Raw genomic sequence first — 15,129 nt, forward strand, 5'->3', positions numbered from 1 at the left:
TTTCTTGTATTATTTGATTAATAGTTTATAGTTGATAGTTTGGGCTTCAACAGGCTCTGCCTAACAAAATACCAACTTTTATTATATAATATATCCCAAAACAACCCCTGCAATAATAATTAGCGCCGGGCTAATTTTTGTAAAATTCAACACTAAAAAGGTGGCCAATAAAATAGCTAAAAATAACCAATTTAACCCAATTGGCGCTATTAACATAAAAAATGCGGCAATAATAAACCCCACACTTACTGCATTAATTCCCGAAAGCGAATATTTTATTCTACTCACTTTCTTTAAGTCGTTCCAAAATGGCACAATAAAAAGCACCAAAATTAAACCCGGCAAGTTAATGCCCAAAACGGCTAAAAAGCCACCGGTTAATTGTCCAACAATCCCATAACCACCATGCTTCATGCCCAACGCACCTATGTAGCTCGTAAACGAAAATGTAGGGCCTGGCAATACTTGCTGAAATGCAAACCCAGACAAAAAATCGGTTTGGCTAAGGTAATGTTTCATTTGCACAAACTCGGTAAACATCATAGGCACTAAAACCTGCCCGCCACCAAAAATAAAAATGCCGTTGCGATAAAAGTTTTCGAACAACCTAATAGGTAAACTAAATGGCGAAGTTCTATTAATTAAAGCACCTAGCATTGCCATAAACAGCAATACGCCAATAAAATATCCTAATTTTTTGGGGTTGATATTGGCAAAAAGCCGTACTCTTAGCTCAGTTTCTTCGGTAGGTGTACCAATAGCCGAAGAAACCATGCCGCCAATTAATATGGCCAAAGGAAAAACATATGCTTCTTTTAATACTAAAGTACCCACCAAAGCGCCAATAGCTAAAAAAACGGAAACTTGTGTAGTTAAAACCCGTTTTCCCAATTTAAAAGCTCCATAAGCTACAATGCCTAAAACTACCGGGTGTACAAACTCAAAAACTGATACTAATTTATCTTTTTGGTCTAACAACGAATACCAAATTGCCGCCAATGTCATGATAGCCGCAGAAGGTAAAATCCATATTAAAAACGTAATGATAGCTAGCTTTAAACCACCCACTTTATAAGCAATACCTACTAATGTTTGAGTAGATGCTGGCCCTGGCAAAACCTGTGCTAAAGCATTCAACTCTAATAATTCTTCTTCGGTAACAAAGTTGATATTAGTTACAAAATAGCGCAACAATAACGACAAATGTGCCTGTGCCCCACCAAATGCGGAGAAGGTAAAGTAGATCACATTTCTAATGAAAAAGAATTGTCGTTTAGCCACTTAGATTTACGATTTTAGATTTACGAATTACGATTGCAGTTGTTTGTTAGCTTATTTGAAAATCGAATAATTGATTATTGGTCATTTACAAACTGATCCTTAGCTCCTAATTCCTATCTACGAACTAATCATCCTCATAATCTAAACCAGCGGCGCTGTTATAAGCACCTTGTAGTTCCGATAAAGCATGCATGTCTCTTTTTTGTCGAGCTGCCTGCATTCCTATTTGATAGGTTTTAATCCCTTCCTCTTTCTGCCCTATTTTTTCGTACAATTTGCCTAAATGATAGTAAGTGCCCACATAATCAGGGTGTTTTTGTGTTAACTTAAGGTAATATTTAAGCGCATTTTCTGTATCATTTTGTGCATTATACTCTGTGGCAATAGCATACAGTATAAAACTATCATTTGGATCGGCTTCCAAAAATTCAAACAATTTGGCTAATCGCTGGTTTTGCATTTTTAATCCCTGCTTTTTTAATTAAATTTGTATAATTTATTTAACGCATAATATTTGCGGAGTGCTCATATTTTAATGATATAAAACACTTACTTGTAGATATACTAAATTATTTTATGAAAATAGATTTAGAATATATATCATTGCAAATATATTATGCAAGCATAACAATTTTTTAACCTAAAAATCATTATGAAAATATTAGTTTGTATCAGTAACGTTCCAGACACAACCACAAAAATAACTTTTACGGGCGATAATACCGAATTCAATACCGCCGGTGTGCAGTATATTGTAAATCCTTACGATGAAATTGCACTTTCCCGTGCCATTGAACTTTGCGAAGGTGGAAAAGGTACCGTTACCGTAATTAACGTGGGCGAAGTAGCAACAGAACCAACTATTAGAAAAGCATTGGCCATTGGTGCAGATGATGCAGTAAGGGTAAACGCAGCACCTAGAGATGCTTATTTTGTGGCTACTCAAATTGCTGAATATGCTAAATCAAACGAATTTGATCTTATTTTATGCGGCAGAGAATCTATCGATTACAATGGATCTCAAGTAGCTGCTATGATTGGCGAATTATTAGCTATCCCATCTATATCTATCATTAAAAAGTTGGATTACGATGGTGCTACCGCAACTATTGAGCGTGAAATTGAAGGCGGTAAAGAAGTAGTGAGCGTAAGCGGCAAATTTGTAGCTAGTTGTGCTGAAGGTACTGCCGAAGCTAAAATCCCTAACATGAGAGGAATCATGTCGGCCAGAACCAAACCGTTACAAGTAGTTGAAGCTGTTGCCGTAGAAGAAGTTAGCAAAATAAGCAAATTTGAAACACCTGCTCCTCGTGGCTCGGTAAAGTTAATTCCGGCAGAAAGTGCAGAAGATTTAATTGGTTTACTGCATAGCGAAGCGAAAGTGATTTAAAACCCTAAATTCCCTAAAGGGGAATTTTACACAATTCATTAATTAGTTAATATCATCCCATAGAGGGATTTCAAATAGATTAATATGTCAGTATTAGTATATGTAGAACAAGTTGAAGGAAAATTCAAAAAATCTGTTTTCGAAGCTGTTTCTTATGCAAAAGCAATTGCAGACCAACAAGGTACTAGCTTAAGTGCTATTTCAATTGGTAACGTTGCAGAAAGTGAGCTTAACCAGCTTGGAAAATATGGGGCAAGTAAGGTTTTAAAAGTAGAGGCCGATCAGCTTAAGAACTTTGTAAACCAAGCCTACGCTTCGGTAATTGCTGAAGCTGCAAAAAAAGAAGCTGCAAACATTATAGTGCTTTCTAACTCTTTCTCTGGTAAAGGCTTAGCGCCTCGTATTGCAGTAAAGCTTAAAGCAGGTTTGGTTGATGGCGCAGTAGAATTACCAACTGCAGATGGTGGTTTCTCTGTAAAGAAAACAGCTTTTTCAGGTAAAGCTTTCGCTATTGCTACTTTAACCTCTGAAAATAAAGTGATTGCCTTAAATCCAAACTCTTTTGGGATAAAGGAAAATGTAAGTAGTATAGCTATCGAAGCCTTTAATCCTGAAATAAAAGCTAACGATTTAACGGCCATTGTTAAAGAGATTGTTCGTGCAACTAATAAGGTTTCTTTACCCGATGCAGAAATTGTAGTTTCTGGTGGTAGAGGCTTAAAAGGTCCAGAAAACTGGGGCATGATTGAAGAATTGGCAGATCTGTTGGGTGCAGCTACAGCTTGCTCAAAACCAGTATCAGACGCCGATTGGAGACCTCACTCTGAGCACGTTGGCCAAACGGGTATTGCCATTAGCCCTAATCTGTACATTGCTATCGGTATTTCTGGTGCAATACAACACTTGGCAGGTGTAAGTTCATCCAAAGTAATTGTTGTAATTAATAAAGACCCAGAGGCGCCGTTCTTTAAAGTAGCCGATTACGGTATTGTTGGCGATGCTTTTGAAGTAGTTCCGAAAATAATTGCAGCATTAAAGGCACATAAAGCTTAACTTTGTATAATCAGACCCTTATCGCTCATAAACCGATAAGGGTTAATTTTGTATATGAAGAAAGTAAAACTCGATATTGTAGGCCTCTCCTATAGCCAGACCCAATCTGGTGCTTATGCCCTAGTCCTCGGAGAAGTTAATGGAAGAAGAAGATTGCCAATTATTATTGGAGCGTTTGAAGCACAAGCCATTGCCATCGAAATAGAGAAAATGTCTCCTACCCGTCCGTTAACCCACGATTTATTCAAATCATTTGCGCAAGCTTATCAGGTAGAAGTTAACGAAGTTTTAATCTACAATCTTGTTGATGGTGTTTTCTTTGCCAAATTAATGTGCAATAAAGATGGGGAACAAATAGAAATAGATGCCCGAACATCTGATGCCATTGCCATTGCTGTAAGGTTTAATGCTGTAATCTACACCTATGAATTTATTCTAGCCTCAGCCGGTATTGTTATAGAAGGAAATGATTTTCTTTTCTTAGAAAACATGGAAGGTATTACCAACTCTCCAACCGAAGAAATCTCCTCTCCTATACCTGTTTCGGGTTTTCAAAGTTTATCCGTAGAAGAACTACAACAAAAATTAGAAAAAGCCCTTGCCGAGGAAGCTTATGAAAAAGCTGCCCGAATAAGGGATGAAATCAATAGAAGGAATGCAGGTAAATAATCAACACTCCTTCTATAATAGATTATTTATTTCTTAATTATCTTAACAGATGCTTCGCCATCAATTTTTACAAGATATACACCTTTTGTCAATGTGCTAACATCAACAGCGTGATAGCTCGAATTGATTATACCCTCTTTTAATTTTTGCCCATTAGTGCTATAGATGGCATAATTTACTGCCTTAGCAACATAAGGTAATTGCATGTTTAAAGTCTCAGTAACTGGATTTGGGTATACCATTACGGCAGCAGCTGACAATGCAAAATCTACTATTTTTATTTCGCTAAAGGTAAAATCGCCATTGGCATCTACCTGCTGTAATTTGTAATAGTTATTTCCTACTGCTGCACCAATATGTTTGTAGTTATAGCTATTGCTAACCAAGCCTTTTGTGTCAATTTTACCTACCGCAGCCCAATTTGTGCCGTTGGTGCTATGCAGCACGTTAAAATGGCTGGTGTTTACCTCATTGGCAGTTTGCCAGTTAAGCAAAATAGCGTTGTTATATTTAACAGCCTTAAACGATACAAAATCTAGGGGAAGTACGGTATTGCCTGCTATCCAGGTAGGAGCATTGTTAACCGCCGATGCATTTGATACCCAAGGGCCTATATTTCCGTCTAAAGCAGTATTTCCTGTTGCGTTAGGTAAATTAGGGAAAGTACCAGATGCTACTTGGTCAAACTTATAATATGCAAGCAAACCAGTACTTGAAGTAGAAACGGTGGTGTTCATATTGGTTTGAATTTCTGTTTGTGTACGTGCCACGTTCCAAACTCTTACCTCGTCTATTGCTCCCTTAAACAAGTTCTTGCCTTCCCACGAATTACTGATGCCAATTTTAAATGGTTTACCAGTCTGGTCTGTACCAACCGATACGGGATCTGTAATTGGTTGACCGTTGATATATACCCTAAATTTGTTATCTGCTGTAAATACCGCAGCAATATGGTACCATTGCCCCTTTTGAAAGGAATATGGCTTCCAATCCTGCGCCCCCCAATTCTGTCCTATTGCACCTATGCCCCAATAATCTGGACTCATTGCTATGCCCCAACGTAGACCTCCCCAATCCATCACAGAAAATATAAACGGGTTTTCTGCATTAGAAGGATCATCCACATAGGGATTGCCCGAATCAAAATCGGGTTTTATCCAGCCTTCTACTACCCCTTCTGCAAAATCGAAAGCACCACCATTGTTGGTTACATAGCCAGAAACAACATTGGCTCCACCGTTAGTATTCTTAACTGGCCCTGTAAAATAATAAGCCTGTCCACTTGCTTTGCCCATAAAGAGCAGCATAGACACAAAAATAAACAATGTTAGTTTTGTAAATTTTCTATTCATAATTTTTACTTTATTGGTTTAATAAATTTTATTGAAGCAAAAGATGACCATACCGTTATGTATATAACAGCAAAAAGGTATTTTGAAGACTTACGAGGTTTAATTATATATGCTTAAACTTCGTAAGTCTATAAACTCTTATTGTGGGGTTACCGTTAAAACTGCCTGTGTGTTTCCCAGCGATAGGTCTACTACAAACACATAGGTTCTTCCTTCCTCAAATGTCTTTCCGGCTATCAAACCAAGGTTCCCAGGATCTCTGCCACTGGCGCCTCCGCTTCCTACAAAAACAATATCGCTTGTGGTTGATAGTGCTGCATTTGTAAACTCGCCACCCCAACCTTTTTGATGGAAAAACTTAAAGTTAATGGCATCTCTTTTTATGGTTTGCCCACCAACCACAGTAATTCGGTATTTCTTATTGCCTATTGGAGCTAAACACAATGCCTTGTCTGTATTCCATCCAACTTCATTTGCTGCCAAGCTTGGTTTGCCAATATCAGTACCTATTATCCATATTGCTCCAGTACCATCGCCTTTTAAGGTAGCCAAATTATTGCCATCCATAGCCTCTACTATAAAGTACTTATTGGTAAAGTTTGCCGTAATTCTGTATTTTCCGCTTAATGCATTAAAGAATAATTTCCCTCCTGTTTTTGTAAAGAAATCTGAATCTATCCACCAGCTGGTCAAATCCTGTATACCATCAAAAACAACTTCGGCATCTTTTGTTAAATTGATATCGGCCCTGTAATTACTGTCATCTACCCTGTTCATTACTGTTCCGTTAACCGCATAAGCGACAATAAAAGGAGAAGCTTCGTAATTTAAGGTGTTGAAACGGATGGTATACACACCCGAAGATGAGTTGGAAAAAGGAATTGGCGATGTAGAACCAAACTCGACAGTATTATTTTGCCAGCCAAAATTTAACACATTACCCTGTGCGCCCACTTTTGGAGCTTCTATATATCCCTTTACCTGATAAGGAAGATTTGCGGTGATGGCATATTCATTTCTCCCAACCTTATCCATTCTTAACGTGCCTGTTTCGGTAATCAATGACAGATATTCATAATCTGGCCTAGAAAGATTGATATCAAAAGATTGCTCTGTGGTTTTCTTACTGATATTTTGTAGTACAAACTTTATGGTAGCCGCTCCATCTGGTACATTTTTATAAAAAGGCACATAAATCTTTCCCGAGTATTCGCCGTTTTCTTTTGTTCTAATGGTCACTTCCTGAACTTTGTCGTCTGTATAAAATAATTGGACCTTTACTGTAGAAAGCGGTATCTCTGTATCTGATACCTGTACATTAAAAGCTAAACTATCTCCAAAATGGGCAGATGTTACACTTGATTTTAATGTTAGCACCGGATTGCCCTTAAAATAAGCATATGATTGTTCTTCTTTTTTACACGCTGCAAAAAGAATAATCCCTAGGGATATACAACTATAAATAATTCTCTTCATAACTGTTCAATTATTTGGTCCAACGGTATGACACTACAGATTTAGCGGGTACTTCGTAGCTAAAATGGTTCTTACCATCATTAAGTGTAATCTTTCTACTTTCTCCAGAATCGTTTAATAATACTACGGCGTACGAATTGTCTGTGTTTTTAAATGCAAGGTATTGCAAACCTTCTGCATTATAACCAGAAGCGCCAATACGCGTTGCACCAGGTTTAACAACGGCCGATAAATGCCCGATGATGTAATAATGGGAATTACGTGTGATAGCTTTGTAGTTTGATTTTTGAATATCTACTGCCCCGTAACAGGTTTGACACCCTCCCGATCGATTTGGACCTTTATCGGAATCGAGCATTAAATTCCATACAATTACTGCCTTGCTCCAATTATTAACAGTTCCCAGAGCTATTGTAGCCATATCTTGGGTTAATCTTACTCCTAAGTTCCTTCCGTCATTCCATTCGCCAATAGATGTTTCGGTGAATATAATTTCCTTATCGGGACGTTTGGTATGTATATCCAACAGTTCAGCCCTGTTGCCTCCGTAATCGTGCCATGCAGACCCAGCAATAAAAGAGGCAGCAACTGGATCGTTGTATATATTAATTGGATAATCGTTTTGTTCGGCAATATCATCGTAGTTATAGTTATGGTCAAAAACATAGATCTTTGTTGCCAAGCTCGCTTGTCGCAATTGTGGCCCAAGTGCTGTTTTAACAAAGGCCAACTGATCTTGCCACGGCATATATAACGATGCAGAGTTACCTTTATTTAAAGGTTCGTTTTGCGGAGTAATTGCTCCTACCTCTATACCTTCTGCTTTAAACGCTTGTAGCCATTTTACAAAATACCATGCATAGTCTTGGTAGTGTTGAGGATTAAGTTGCCCGCCAGTCCATGAGTTATATGGTTGCAAACTGGTTAGGTTGTTTACTTTCATCCATCTAGGTGATGTCCAGGGCGAACCCAAGATTTTTAGGTTAGGATTAATCGCTAATATCTCTTTCAATACTGGAATGATATATTGCTTTTCTTCGCTTTGCAACCCAAAATTTTCTCTTCCTGGCGTATCCCAACAAGTATATTCGCTCATAGAAAAATCCGAACAACCTATAGCAATACGTACATAGCTCATTCCCATACCATCTTTATCAGAAAATGTTTCGGTTAAGAACTTTGTTCTATCCGCTTTACTCATTTTCATGAGATTATAGCAGGCAGAACCCGTAATTGCCGCTCCAAAACCATCCATAGTTTGATACGTCGTGGCCGGATCTATGGTGATAGTATTTGGCGACATGTTGAATTTTGTGCTGAAATCCAGATAAAGTTTCTGAAAATCATAAGAGCGATTGTTGGTCGTTACGTAAAGTGCCACATTTCCGCTTTTTTTAAGGCCATCATCCGCAAGAGAAGCCTGATAACTACTACGCTCACAATTGGCTAAAAACAAACTAGAGAGCAATAAGGTAGTATATAGCATATTTTTTTTATTAAGATTTTTCATATATTTTTCTGTTTAATAACCCGGATTTTGTACCAAATTTGGATTTTGGTCTATAGCCGATTGTGGTATAGGAAGCCTGTATGAGTTTTTCACAAATGGGTAAACTCTCGCCTTTCTTCCCGAATCTTTTGCATATACTGCGTTCATAATTTCCTCTACTCTATCTAATCGTACCAGATCAAACCAACGTTGCCCTTCAAATGCCAATTCTAGCCTACGCTCTTTTAAAATGGCATCTTCCATCGCTTTTTGGTTGGTTCTTACATTAAATGGTAGTGGTTGTAGGTTAACTCTGTTTCTTATTTTATCTACAATTACTGCTGCTGCTTCCAAGTTTTTATTTGGTCCCATTACCAAGGCTTCTGCTTTAAGCAAAAGAATATCTGCATAGCGTATTTTAATAATGCTACTAAATGCAGAACGCAGTTTGTACATAAATGGATAATTGGTAGATGGATAATAATTGCTCCAAGTGGTGGTGTAATAAACTACAGATTCACTAAAACGTTTAGTGTCTCCCTCGTTTTGGAAAGTTTGGATCAAATCTCGCGAAGGTGTTACCCATTTGGCCCATGTAAAATTAACGGCGTAGTTAGCTAAATCACGACCGAACATCCAAGTTGCCCAGTTACCTGCTCCCGGCAAAAACTGCGCTTCCAAAATAGATTCCTGGGTATTTCTTACTTTGGCATCTGTATTGGCTGCATTCATTCCAAATAGGTCGGTATAATCCCCTATAATGTCAAAGCCGTCTGTTGTCAAAGCATCGCTATATTGTATTACTTTTGTATAATCGCGTAAAGGTTTTTCGGCATATATTTTTGCCAACAACGCCTTAGCTACAGATTTTGAGAAAATGGTTTTATTTGCCGCATTATTATTTGGTGCATTTTGAAGGGCGAACAAACAATCTTCTTCTATCTGTCTATAAGCATCAATTTCTGGTGATTGTTTTGGAAAATAGTCTTTATATACTGTACCGATAGTTTCTGCGGTAATATCTCCCGCTACTGTGGTAATTACTGGGATTGAACCGTAAATACGCACCATATCAAACATTACCAATGCTCTAAAAAGTCTTCCTTGTGCTTTAAATAAACTTATCTCGCTTTGGCTTAAGGAATTATCGGCCACGCTATCTGCATAAACAATTAGCCTGTTAGCCCTGCCAATGTCTTCCAAATATCTGCGCCAATCTCTATTGATTACAGAGTTAGATCCTTCTATAGAATTATTTTCAAACGGAATTACCTCCGCTCCGGTTGTACCAGCATAAGCGTTATCAGAATGAGATTCTGCAATAAGCAATAAATCTAAATACCAATGCTCTTGGCGGTCACGCATTTGCTGATATAAAAAGGCAAGATAATTTTGAATTGTCGCCTTATCTTTAAAGACCACTTCTTTTCCTTGTGCTGTAACGCCTTCTGTTACATCAGAATAAGTATCAACTGGGTCTCTTGCCAATTCACATGATGAGGCCAGCCCAATTGTTAATATGCCTATTAAAACAGGTAATATATTTGAATGTTTCATGATTTTCTACAATTAAAATTCGAGATTTAATCCTACTACAAATGAACGGCTATGCGGATAAGTCCCCCAATCTATACCTTGAACAGAACCGCTGTTTCCCCATTGGTTTACCTCTGGATCTATCCCAGTATATTTTGTTAGCGTAAATAGGTTGCTTACCGAAAGATAAGGTTGCAATTTGCCAATGCCCACTTTCTTTAATTTATCAGTAGCGAAATTATAGCTCAGCGACACATTTTTTAGCCTTAGATAACTGCCATCTTCTATAAAATAGGTTGAGTTTTTCATATTAAAATTGGCTTTAGGAACATCTGTGATCTGCCCGGGTACTTGCCATCTGTTTAAAACTCTTGTAGTTTGGTTCTTGCCGTCGTACATACCTTCTGTTTCCATTCTGCTGGCGTTAAAGATATCGTTGCCATAAGTTCCTTGAATGAATACACTTAAATTGAAGTTCTTCCATGAGAAATTATTGGTCATACCATAGGTAAATTTTGGATTAGGATCACCAATGTAGGTTCTATCAGAGGTTGATAGTTTACCATCACCGTTAAGGTCTCTGTATTTCAGTTCTCCTGTTTCAGGATCAACACCATCGCTAATGTAGCCATAAAATCCACCTAAAGGTCTTCCGGGTACGTTACGTACTACATCTTCGTTTACGGTTTCACTGGTTCTCGCCGTACTATAGATTTGCTGCGTAGCCAATTTGTCCAATCTGTTCTTATTGAACGAGATATTGAAATCGGTATCCCAAATAAGACTTTTATTAGTCAGGTTTTTAGAGCTGATGGCTACCTCAAAACCTTTATTAGTCATTTCGCCCTCATTTCTTGCCAAACTGGTTATCGCATTTGCCCCTTCTGGCAATGTAATATACATTAGCATATCAGTTGTCTTTTTATGATAATAGTCTAACGTTACCGAAAACCTATTTTTAATAAATGAAAGGTCTAAACCAACATTTAACTGTGTAGTTGTTTCCCATGTTAAATCTTTTGTTCTTAAATTAGCAGGAGTAATAGTTGGAAGTGCATTTTGCAGCCCTGTTTCAAACCAACGTTGTCTACTAATGTTATATCGTTGCAAATAAGCATAATCGCCTATACCAGATTGGTTTCCTGTTTGGCCCCAACCTCCACGAATTTTTAAATCATCTAACCAGTTTTTCGTACCATCTAAGAACGATTCGGAAGAAATGCGCCATGCAGCAGAAATCGATGGAAAATATCCCCACCTGCTATCTGGGTGTAGTTTCGAAGAACCATCTGCCCTAAGGTTTGCCGTTAATAAATACTTACTATCGTAATTATACATTGCCCGGGCAAAATAAGACATCATTGCCCATGTAGAGCCACCGCTTCCAGTACCATCCCACGAAATTTTATTGGCCGCATTAAGGGTTTGTATTTGGTCGTTCCTATAATGTGATCCGTAGATATAACTATTCGAATATTTAGAGTCTGTCCACGAACTACCTGCCATAGTTTCTAAATTATGCTTATTAATGCTGGTAGTGTAGGTAAGCACATTATCCCATGTGAGTACGGTATTTATATTTCTGGTATCCGACCCTTCTCCAAACTGGTTTCGTCCCCACGATGTAGATATAGGATCCAAAAAAGTGGTGTTCAATGCATTTCTACGGTCGAGAGCAAACGTAGATTTAAAGGTTAATTTAGGCAGAAAAGTAAATAAGGCACTTCCCGAAGCCAATAACCTGTTTTCTTTGCCAATGTTATTTTTGCTACGGGCCATATTCTCTAATGGGTTGGTAATGTTGTTTATACCGTAGAAATTATTGTAATACTCTGCTTCGTTTAATGGGTTCCATATGGGCGCATAGGTTGGTGTATTTACGGTAGATAAAACTACCCCTCCTCTATTAGCTCCCGTACCGGTAATAATACCGTTACTACCATAATCGGCATAATTGATGTTGGCATTTAGTTTTAGCCACGACCTAATCTGGTTATCTACATTTGCCCTAAAATTATATCTTTTGAAAAAGGCAGCATCCAAAGTGCCTTTTTCGTTGATATAGCCAGCAGATAGAAAATATTTTAGTTTTTCCGTTCCGTCGGAAACTGATAGCTGATAGCTTTCTATCCGTCCGGTATTGAAAGCTTCATTAAACCAGTCTGTTTGGTCTGTTAAACCCATAGGCAGGCTTATCATGCCTATTTCATTTTGCAGATCTCGGTATTGCGAAGTATTTAATACTTGGAACGGATTGTCAACCACGTTGTAGGTTAATTGCGTGTTAAGACTAATTTTTGCATTTCCTGTACTACCCGCCTTTGTAGCTATCAACACCACTCCATTTGCCGCTCTGGAACCATAAATAGCTGCCGAAGACGCATCTTTTAGGATTTGCATACTTGCAATATCATTGGGAGAAAGAAATCTGATATTATCTACCGGAACGCCGTCAACCACATATAAAGGATCGTTACTGCCATTGTAAGAAGTTGTACCTCTTACCCTAATGGCCATTTCTGCACCAGGAGTGCCATTTGGTTGCATTACTGCCACACCTGCCGCTCTACCCTGAATTGCTTGAGCTACGTTAACAATTGGCCGTTGATCCAAATCTTTGGTAGAAACTGTAGAGATTGCCGTTGTTACGTCTTTCCTTTTTACAGTACCGTAGCCAATAACTACCAAACCTTCTAACATGTTTGTAGCTGGTGTTAATGTAATTTGTAAAGTGGATGAACTTGCCACCACTTCTTTAGTTTCGTATCCCAAGTAGGATATTCTCAATACGGCATTTTGTGGGACTGAAATCACAAATTTTCCGTCGGTGTCGGTTTGGGTTCCCCCTGTGCTTCCTTTTACAGAAACCGAGACACCTATAAGGGTTTCTTTGGTTTGCTCATCGGTTATACGTCCGCTTACCTGAATGGTTTGTTGGGAATGTGCCTGAAGAATGGGTACCGTCAAACAAATAACCAAAACCAAATAACGTAAAGATGCTAGATGCTTCATTCGAAAATTAGATTTTGAATTGGGTTTATAAATGGTTAATGCAAAGTTGGGCAGACAATCTGTTTAGGTTAAGCTGCATTTGCTACAACAAAACTACTCGGAGATAAGATGAATTGTATGGCTAAGTTGTAAAGAAGTACTAAAAAATAAACACAAAACACTTAAAATCAACATTTTAAATATTATCTTAAAAACTAAAAAGTACTAAAAAGAGAATAAATGATAGGGTTTTAAGGCCTTGTAAATGCTATTTAAATGTTCAATCTAACGTTCCAAAACAGCAATTTGCTTAACCATATCTTCAAAATCTGCTCTAGACACCGATGCTTTATTTCTCACCTTTGTACGATAGTTATAAACTGTTCGAAGAGAATAACGAAGAAAGCTTGCAATTTTTATGCTATCATCTATCCCTAAACGGATTAAGGCGAATATACGCAGCTCGGTATTTAACAGTTCTCCCTTTTTAGGAAGTATTTTTTCGTCTTCCTTTAAAAGCGCATTAAATTCTTCCACAAAAGATGGGTACAAATTCAGAAATATCTGGTCGAAATTGTGGTAAAGCTCTTCCACTTCTTTTTCGACCATTTGTGTTGATTTTAATTGTTCTATTAATGCTTTGGTTTGGTTGGTGGTGGCTTTTTTGAGCAAATGTTTCCTGATGCTGTCCATTTTCTCTATGTATGAAGAACACATGTCAAAAAACTGGGCAATATATTCTTCTTTAATGTGGTTGGCTTCCGAAAGTTGTGTATTGGTTGCATTAACTTGAGAATTGAGCTGTTGCAGTTGCGTATTAGTTTTAGACAACTCCTGCTTAATTCTATTTAACCGTTTAACTTGTCTATAAATGATAATCAGGCCAGCTATCAATATGATCGATAAAAAGCTAATCAGCATTAAGTTCATCATTAACTTTTTATTCTGGCTATCAATCTTTTTTTGATAGGCAGCATTAATTATTGGGTAAAACGATGTTCCTTCTATAATACGATATCTCACATTACAGGCAATGGCATCTTTTATTGCTTTATCAATCAGTTTAAAAGCCCTGTCAAAATCGCCCAATTCATAATAGGTAAGTGCTAAATCCTGTAGCGAAGCATTGTCTCTAGTAGCGGTTTCAATATCTGCACAAGTAGAAACGATATAATAATATTGCTGTTTTTCAATGTTATTCTCGTGCTTATAAATCAGGCCCAAGAAGTATGCGACAGTTGCTTTTTCTTCTATTGATGCCGTAGACAGCAACGCTAACAACTTTTTTTTCGCCTCTTGCCGGTTACCCATAAACAAAATTTTGGTAGCGTAAGACAGGCGGTACTCATGAGAGTTGGGGTTCAATACAGATAAAAGCGAATCTCGGTAGAGTTCGCTCTTATGATAGTTTACAGTATGATTGTTACTCTGTCCATAATGGCTATAAAATGCAGAATAGGTATCATAATATTTTGGTAGTAGATTTTGATGCAGAGATGCTCTATTCACCTTTTGCAAAAGGTTTTCTGCTTCAATGTATCTTCCAATGGTAGAATAGATCCATGCTACATCTAAATCTATGATTGTTTTAATAGAATCGGAAAGGTTAACCGATAATGTTTTACATTTTAGGGCATAGGTTAGCGCAGAATCGATCTGAAATTTCTTGTATGCCTCTAACAGTTGATAATTCTTTTTAAAATTGTCTTTAGGATGTGTTAAACTGTTCTTTAGCTTCTCGATATCATCTTGTCGCTTTTTTATAAAAAGATCTTGATTTTGCAGCAAATAGTCTAAACGTTTTTCCATCTGTACAAACTCATCTCCTGTTTGTGCGTATCCTAAAGAATATACAGCCGAAAAAAACAAAAATACAACAAAAGCCTTCATAC

The 15,129-nt window shown here is 37.6% G+C and carries 11 protein-coding genes; 3 read left to right on the forward strand and 8 right to left on the reverse strand.

Annotation, left to right across the window (positions count from 1 at the left end; genetic code table 11):
• Positions 1-81: 81 nt before the first annotated feature.
• Together chrA and B3I52_RS07360 are read right to left on the reverse strand one after the other, a co-directional pair.
• Positions 82-1,281, reverse strand: coding sequence for a chromate efflux transporter (chrA, locus tag B3I52_RS07355; RefSeq protein ID WP_293299981.1), 1,200 nt, complete (start codon positions 1,279-1,281; stop codon positions 82-84).
• Positions 1,282-1,405: 124 nt separating this feature from the next.
• Positions 1,406-1,741 (reverse strand): tetratricopeptide repeat protein, encoded by a 336-nt coding sequence (locus tag B3I52_RS07360; protein ID WP_293299982.1) that lies wholly within the window; start codon positions 1,739-1,741, stop codon positions 1,406-1,408.
• 192 nt (positions 1,742-1,933) lie between these two features.
• Between B3I52_RS07360 and B3I52_RS07365 the strand changes: the two genes are divergently transcribed.
• The 3 genes from B3I52_RS07365 (at position 1,934) to B3I52_RS07375 (ending at position 4,393) form a co-directional block, all read left to right on the forward strand.
• Entirely contained in the window at positions 1,934-2,671 is a 738-nt protein-coding gene (locus B3I52_RS07365) for an electron transfer flavoprotein subunit beta/FixA family protein (RefSeq protein WP_293299984.1), read from the forward strand.
• A gap of 84 nt (positions 2,672-2,755) precedes the next feature.
• Positions 2,756-3,724, forward strand: coding sequence for an electron transfer flavoprotein subunit alpha/FixB family protein (locus B3I52_RS07370; protein ID WP_293299985.1), 969 nt, complete (start codon positions 2,756-2,758; stop codon positions 3,722-3,724).
• 54 nt (positions 3,725-3,778) lie between these two features.
• Positions 3,779-4,393: a bifunctional nuclease family protein gene (locus tag B3I52_RS07375; protein ID WP_293299987.1), complete on the forward strand. Its 615-nt coding sequence runs from the start codon at positions 3,779-3,781 to the stop codon at positions 4,391-4,393.
• Positions 4,394-4,419: 26 nt separating this feature from the next.
• On the opposite strand, the gene B3I52_RS07380 is transcribed toward B3I52_RS07375, so the two are convergent.
• The 6 genes from B3I52_RS07380 to B3I52_RS07405 all read right to left on the reverse strand — a co-directional run bounded on the left by B3I52_RS07380 (position 4,420) and on the right by B3I52_RS07405 (position 15,127).
• Complete coding sequence (locus B3I52_RS07380; RefSeq protein WP_293299989.1) at positions 4,420-5,745, reverse strand: LamG-like jellyroll fold domain-containing protein; 1,326 nt, start codon at positions 5,743-5,745, stop codon at positions 4,420-4,422.
• Positions 5,746-5,883: 138 nt separating this feature from the next.
• Complete coding sequence (locus B3I52_RS07385; RefSeq protein ID WP_293299991.1) at positions 5,884-7,221, reverse strand: DUF5125 domain-containing protein; 1,338 nt, start codon at positions 7,219-7,221, stop codon at positions 5,884-5,886.
• A gap of 10 nt (positions 7,222-7,231) precedes the next feature.
• Complete coding sequence (locus B3I52_RS07390; RefSeq protein ID WP_293299993.1) at positions 7,232-8,731, reverse strand: glycoside hydrolase family 30 protein; 1,500 nt, start codon at positions 8,729-8,731, stop codon at positions 7,232-7,234.
• A 12-nt stretch (positions 8,732-8,743) separates the two neighbouring features.
• Entirely contained in the window at positions 8,744-10,267 is a 1,524-nt protein-coding gene (locus B3I52_RS07395) for a RagB/SusD family nutrient uptake outer membrane protein (protein ID WP_293299995.1), read from the reverse strand.
• Between the two features lie 12 nt (positions 10,268-10,279).
• Positions 10,280-13,258, reverse strand: a complete 2,979-nt coding sequence (locus B3I52_RS07400; RefSeq protein WP_293299997.1) for a SusC/RagA family TonB-linked outer membrane protein — start codon at positions 13,256-13,258, stop codon at positions 10,280-10,282.
• Positions 13,259-13,522: 264 nt separating this feature from the next.
• Positions 13,523-15,127: a DUF6377 domain-containing protein gene (locus B3I52_RS07405; protein ID WP_293299999.1), complete on the reverse strand. Its 1,605-nt coding sequence runs from the start codon at positions 15,125-15,127 to the stop codon at positions 13,523-13,525.
• Between the last annotated feature and the right edge of the window lie 2 nt (positions 15,128-15,129).

The sequence above is a fragment of the Pedobacter sp. UBA4863 genome (assembly GCF_002399615.1).
Taxonomy (GTDB): Bacteria; Bacteroidota; Bacteroidia; order Sphingobacteriales; family Sphingobacteriaceae; genus Pedobacter.

What these genes read in the sequence shown, in the direction of transcription:
- B3I52_RS07360 (WP_293299982.1), bottom strand. Translation starts at nt 1,741, where the DNA reads ATGCAAAACCAGCGATTAGCCAAATTGTTTGAATTTTTGGAAGCCGAT.
- B3I52_RS07365 (WP_293299984.1), top strand. Translation starts at nt 1,934, where the DNA reads ATGAAAATATTAGTTTGTATCAGTAACGTTCCAGACACAACCACAAAA.
- B3I52_RS07370 (WP_293299985.1), top strand. Translation starts at nt 2,756, where the DNA reads ATGTCAGTATTAGTATATGTAGAACAAGTTGAAGGAAAATTCAAAAAA.
- B3I52_RS07375 (WP_293299987.1), top strand. Translation starts at nt 3,779, where the DNA reads ATGAAGAAAGTAAAACTCGATATTGTAGGCCTCTCCTATAGCCAGACC.
- B3I52_RS07380 (WP_293299989.1), bottom strand. Translation starts at nt 5,745, where the DNA reads ATGAATAGAAAATTTACAAAACTAACATTGTTTATTTTTGTGTCTATG.
- B3I52_RS07385 (WP_293299991.1), bottom strand. Translation starts at nt 7,221, where the DNA reads ATGAAGAGAATTATTTATAGTTGTATATCCCTAGGGATTATTCTTTTT.
- B3I52_RS07390 (WP_293299993.1), bottom strand. Translation starts at nt 8,731, where the DNA reads ATGAAAAATCTTAATAAAAAAAATATGCTATATACTACCTTATTGCTC.
- B3I52_RS07395 (WP_293299995.1), bottom strand. Translation starts at nt 10,267, where the DNA reads ATGAAACATTCAAATATATTACCTGTTTTAATAGGCATATTAACAATT.
- B3I52_RS07400 (WP_293299997.1), bottom strand. Translation starts at nt 13,258, where the DNA reads ATGAAGCATCTAGCATCTTTACGTTATTTGGTTTTGGTTATTTGTTTG.
- B3I52_RS07405 (WP_293299999.1), bottom strand. Translation starts at nt 15,127, where the DNA reads ATGAAGGCTTTTGTTGTATTTTTGTTTTTTTCGGCTGTATATTCTTTA.